We start from the raw sequence: 3,818 nt of genomic DNA, 5'->3' as shown, positions 1-3,818 counted from the left end.
AGCAAGGTGTAGTCGATTGAATCCGTCTGGCGAACGGATATTCACGACCGTTTCTTACGTCAGGCGCGTGCCGTTCCTGACGATCTTCCATTTCTATGGTCGGCAGGTCGCGCCAAGGCGCGGTCGAGTGGGGAGAATGTCAACGATGTGGAAGCTGGATCACGTCGTCTCGGCGTCCGTTGTTGATGTGGAGGAGCGACGCCTTGCGGAAGTGCTGGCGAACGCAGGCTACGATGTCGGGAAGCTTACGTTGAATGGTCTGGCCCAACAGGTGCTGGCCGAGCGTGCGAAGGCGGTAGTGATGGCTATCGGGATCGAGCCGTCGAACTGGCCGCACTACCCGCTCGGCAATGGCGGCGTCGAGGTGCGCTTCCAGTTCAGCCGCGAGGAAGATCAGGTGAACGCAAAGCTGGCGCTGGCTTAGGCCTACGGCAGGGGCACGATAGTCCGCCCATCAGGTCGGCCTATCGCTGATCTGTCCCGCCAATCTGCGGCTCTGCATCTTGGTCGAGCACTTCGGCTTTCTCGCGCAGATGGCTCGCAGCGGCATGCATGAGCGCATCAACACCTTGCCTCCAGACGGGTGGAATTTTTGGAACTTCCTTGAAGTGCGGCGATTTTCAAACCGCACGTTATCAGGAGAAAAACCGTGGCCGACAAAACCCTCGACGACCTTTTCCACGACACCCTCAAGGACATCTATTACGCCGAGCGGAAGATTCTGAAGTCGCTGCCGAAAATGGCGCGCGCGGCTCAACATCCGCAACTCAAGGCCGCTTTCGAAAAGCACAAGGATCAGACTGAAGGCCAGATCGAGCGCCTTCAGCAGGTGTTTGAGATCATCGGAAAAGCACCGCGCGGCAAGACGTGCGACGCCATCGAGGGCATCCTCGCCGAGGGCGATGAGATCATGGAGGAATACAAAGGCACGCCTGCTCTCGACGCCGGTCTATTGGCCGCCGCGCAGGCGGTGGAGCACTACGAGATCACTCGCTACGGCACACTGCGCCGCTGGGCCAACGTGCTTGGTTTGAAGGATGCGGCCAAGCTCCTCGAAGAGACGCTCAACGAAGAGTCGCAGACGGACGAAGACCTGACCACCATCGCCGATGCGGCGGTCAACAAGGACGCCCTCGCCTCCAAGTCCTGATCTCGTGGGGTGGAGGAGGGGGCGGATAAAACGCTGCCTTCTCCACGCCCGACTGACTTCCGATCCTTGCCCGGAGGGTCAGCCCCCAAGGGTCGCCCGACCGGTCTGGAGGTTCTGGTTAGGCTCCAAACTGGTGGCGAACGTCACGCGACGACTACATGGTCGTTGAAACGCGATTGGACGGCCGCTGGTCTGGTCGTCGAGGTTTCATTCCCGGTTCAGCCCGTGGCCTCGTCCGCCTGACGGAAGTTCGACCGGTAGAGCGCACGCAACGCATTGGTCAGCGACCGACCCTCAAGCTGCGCCCGGATGCCCGTGAAGCCTTCGCGTTTGAGGGCTGCGGCGATCTCGCGAAGGTCACGGCACGAACCGCTTTCGGCGAGTTGATAGGCACGTTCGAGGCAGGTGGGTCGGCTTGACATAGTGAAGGTCTCGGCAGGGCAAGAAGTCCGTCAGGATGCGGTCTCGGCTCACGTCGTCAAGCGGCGTAGCTTATTTGCATCGACGCTCGCGACGGCCTTCCTAAACCGTCTCCAGAGACCGCTTGATGGTCGTCACAGTGGTCGTGGAGGCCCGGTGAAGTCGGGCTGTGGCGCGGATGCCCTGACCGTTGATCAACGACCTCCTGATCGCTTCCACACGGTCGTCAGGCATGGGTTTTCGACCGCTCTTCTTGGTCGTGCGACGAAGCCCGGAAAGCACGCGCTCCCTATGGATGGCTCGTTCGAATTCGGCGAAGACGCCCAACATCGAAAACATCATCCGACCAGATGACGTCGAGGTATCGAGGCCCTGCGTGTGAACGTAGAGGTCCACGTTCTTGGTCTGGATATCGCCAAGGAAGTGGATCAGGTCGGGCAAGGATCGGCCAATCCGGCAGACGGAAAAGCACGCGATCAGATCAAAATCCCTGCGTGCCACACCCTTCAGCAGGTTGTCGAAGCCGGGCCTCTTCTCACGCCCCTTGGCCCCCGAGATGCCCTCGTCGAGGAAGGTGGCCACGATCTCCCAGTCCTGCCGCTCCGCGACGGCTCGCAGATCGCGAAGTTGGTTCTCCACGGTCTGGTTTTTGTCAGCCGTCGAGACGCGACAGTAGAGGGCCACGCGCTTGGTCAGGGGTGTTCTCCGATCTGGTGTTGGGAGAACAGACTCTCACGGATCGGCAGGCCGTCAATCAGTTGCGGGCTGTATCTGGGTTCGGAGTTGTCATCCCTCGTCTGCGAAGTTTGCCCAGAGAACGGGCCTCCAGATCGGCGATGCCATCATACTGGTAAGCGAGACGTAGGTAGGACTGGCGATGCTCAATTACAGAGGTTTGACCCGCGAGTTCCCGCAGATTGGCTGCCCGCGTTCGATTGTAGCCTTCCAACCGCATGCGGGGGTCAACGCAACTTCAACGATATGGTTCCTCGCCGACTGCCCTTCAGTCAGACGTCAATGGCCAATCCAGTGGCATGACGAACATCTCGCTGTAGCGATGGCCTCCCTCACTCACCGCAAAGACGACAAATTCCTCGCCGAGCGCGCAGCAGCTTCCCGCACAAGATCGCTGAACTCGTCCAGATGGTCGGGATCGCCGATTAGCATGAAGCCGTCCGCCTCTCGCACCACGCGATAGGCGGAAGAGCTTTCCAAGAGACTGTCCAGCAGCCTTCCCATGCCGAAAGGAAAACACTGTTCGATAAAGCTGGCAAGTGGGCGCCTCTCAAGCGGAGGCTGTGTCAAAATCTTGCGCCATGTCGAGCATCAACTTCAGGGCCGATCCATAAGAGCCTCCGCACCTCTCGACTAATTTGCGGAGGAGGGCTGTCCGTTCGGGGCGCATCTTCGGCGTCTCCATCGCCCAGACCGCGAATGCCCGTTGTGAGCCGAAGTCCTCACCCAACACAGTGAGATCGCGGTGTCGGGTGTCGGCTCGCAGTCGGTCCATCAGCCGGTCCACTGCCGGTGGCGTGCCTTCGATAGCTTGAATGAACATGCCTTCCGCGTAGGCGAGCAGCCCGGTGATCTCGTCGCGTCGGTTGTTGCGTGCGGACGCTCCCAGAAGTTCGGCGAGGTTCAACGAGTTTTCCAGCGATACGGTCGAGCGGCTGCAATAGATGACTCGTTTCCAGCGCATCTGACGGCCCTCCTACCGCATCGCTTCATGCTCCTTTGATGAAGCATCGCGCCCAGCCGATAGTTCCGTTCTCCCAATCAGATGGAAGCGGGCACAAAATATCGATTACGCCAGCACTGCGTTTGCGGGCCGTGAAACACAGCGATTTCCACCCCTGTTTACGAGAACGGTCGTAGTGGGATTTTCGAGCGATCTTCCAGCCGATGTCATCGCGATCTGGCTGAAGCCTCTGTCAGGATCGCAGCCGACCTCGCTCCGACTATGCCGCCATCTGCCAGACCGATCTGGCGGCGGCACCCTTGGACACAGGGGGAGAGGGGAGTTTCCCCCTTTATCGGCTCTCCTAATAAGACCTCTATTAGCAAGGCCATTAACGGGGGAAAGTTCAGCAGGAGGACACAGTGGTCGCTCCGCTCCTTCAAGAACTCTCCCTCACCACGTCGAAAGATATAGCCGCCGCCAGTTCTTGACCGGTATAAGTAAGGATAGGTGGCGGACACCGTTGGAGGTCATGTTCCAACGAGGATCAGCAGGTCGATCACGTCCGTC

At 59.6% G+C, this 3,818-nt stretch carries 6 protein-coding genes; 2 read left to right on the top strand and 4 right to left on the bottom strand.

Annotated elements, in window-relative coordinates; translation table 11 throughout:
* Positions 1-424 (top strand): hypothetical protein (locus tag HNP47_RS16100; RefSeq protein WP_221415193.1); only part of this gene is annotated, 424 nt, incomplete at its 5' end.
* A gap of 225 nt (positions 425-649) precedes the next feature.
* The gene (locus HNP47_RS16095; RefSeq protein WP_184280366.1) at positions 650-1,150 is read left to right on the top strand and encodes a ferritin-like domain-containing protein; all 501 of its coding nucleotides are present in this window, start codon (positions 650-652) and stop codon (positions 1,148-1,150) included.
* 218 nt (positions 1,151-1,368) lie between these two features.
* Here the strand turns inward: HNP47_RS16095 and HNP47_RS16090 are convergent, their stop codons facing one another.
* From HNP47_RS16090 to HNP47_RS16075, 4 genes are all read right to left on the bottom strand, one after another.
* Positions 1,369-1,572 carry a hypothetical protein gene (locus HNP47_RS16090; RefSeq protein WP_184280365.1) on the bottom strand — a complete coding sequence of 68 codons (204 nt, stop codon included), beginning with the start codon at positions 1,570-1,572 and terminating at the stop codon, positions 1,369-1,371.
* Between the two features lie 100 nt (positions 1,573-1,672).
* The gene (locus tag HNP47_RS16085; RefSeq protein WP_221415192.1) at positions 1,673-2,254 is read right to left on the bottom strand and encodes a recombinase family protein; all 582 of its coding nucleotides are present in this window, start codon (positions 2,252-2,254) and stop codon (positions 1,673-1,675) included.
* A gap of 387 nt (positions 2,255-2,641) precedes the next feature.
* Positions 2,642-2,785, bottom strand: coding sequence for a hypothetical protein (locus HNP47_RS16080; protein WP_156146872.1), 144 nt, complete (start codon positions 2,783-2,785; stop codon positions 2,642-2,644).
* A 70-nt stretch (positions 2,786-2,855) separates the two neighbouring features.
* The gene (locus tag HNP47_RS16075; RefSeq protein ID WP_052689635.1) at positions 2,856-3,269 is read right to left on the bottom strand and encodes a BLUF domain-containing protein; all 414 of its coding nucleotides are present in this window, start codon (positions 3,267-3,269) and stop codon (positions 2,856-2,858) included.
* Positions 3,270-3,818 lie beyond the last annotated feature (549 nt).

This window comes from Brevundimonas vesicularis, from assembly GCF_014204545.1.
GTDB lineage: Bacteria > Pseudomonadota > Alphaproteobacteria > Caulobacterales > Caulobacteraceae > Brevundimonas > Brevundimonas vesicularis_B.
The sequence above is the reverse complement of the archived record's forward strand: the minus strand, read 5'-3'. Positions and strand labels throughout refer to the sequence as shown.

Bases quoted from the DNA above. Each gene is read 5' to 3' on its own strand.
- HNP47_RS16075 (WP_052689635.1), bottom strand. From the start codon at position 3,269: ATGCGCTGGAAACGAGTCATCTATTGCAGCCGCTCGACCGTATCGCTG.
- HNP47_RS16090 (WP_184280365.1), bottom strand. From the start codon at position 1,572: ATGTCAAGCCGACCCACCTGCCTCGAACGTGCCTATCAACTCGCCGAA.